Source organism: Nocardioides sp. (assembly GCF_024509035.1).
Classification (GTDB): domain Bacteria; phylum Actinomycetota; class Actinomycetes; order Propionibacteriales; family Nocardioidaceae; genus Nocardioides.
Genome location: NZ_JANINT010000346.1, coordinates 1540 through 1949 on the forward strand (window position 1 = coordinate 1540; position 410 = coordinate 1949).

Annotated in this window: 1 protein-coding gene and 1 pseudogene; both read right to left on the reverse strand. The window is 65.4% G+C overall.

Translation table 11 applies throughout. The features are described 5' to 3' along the window. A pseudogene (locus tag Q0L15_RS21025) lies at nucleotides 1-135 on the reverse strand (mannose-6-phosphate isomerase); the annotation flags it as partial. A 99-nt stretch (nucleotides 136-234) separates the two neighbouring features. After that, on the reverse strand, nucleotides 235-396 hold the full coding sequence (locus Q0L15_RS25055; protein ID WP_366939630.1) for a DUF2516 family protein: 162 nt from the start codon (nucleotides 394-396) through the stop codon (nucleotides 235-237). Nucleotides 397-410: the final 14 nt, after the last annotated feature.

Here is a 410-nt window from a genome sequence, read left to right on the forward strand (position 1 = left end):
GTGCTCGGAGCGGTAGGCGTGGGTCTGATAGGACAGCCGCTGTCGCGGCTTCACCATCAGGCGCTTGACCTTGTAGCCCTCGCCCTCGTCGAGGATCTCCCACGACCCCCACGGACGCATGTCCGACATCCCCATGACTAACCCCCCAGTCGTCGTTGGTGAGCCAACGCTAGGGCCGCCTAGATCGGCGCGGACGAGACCTGAGGGAACTTGCGGGAACCTGGAGGATCTGGTTCAGCGCCGTCGCGTGAGCGAGGAGAGCGCCGGCCGGACGTCGAGGAGATAGACCAGGGCAGCCACGGTGAACGCCAGGCTGAGGAGCAGGATCCGGTCACCTAGGACCACCTGCACGACGATTCCGAGGCCCAGGATGATGTTCCAGGCCGGCTTGGTCAGCTTGTTGGCCGCGT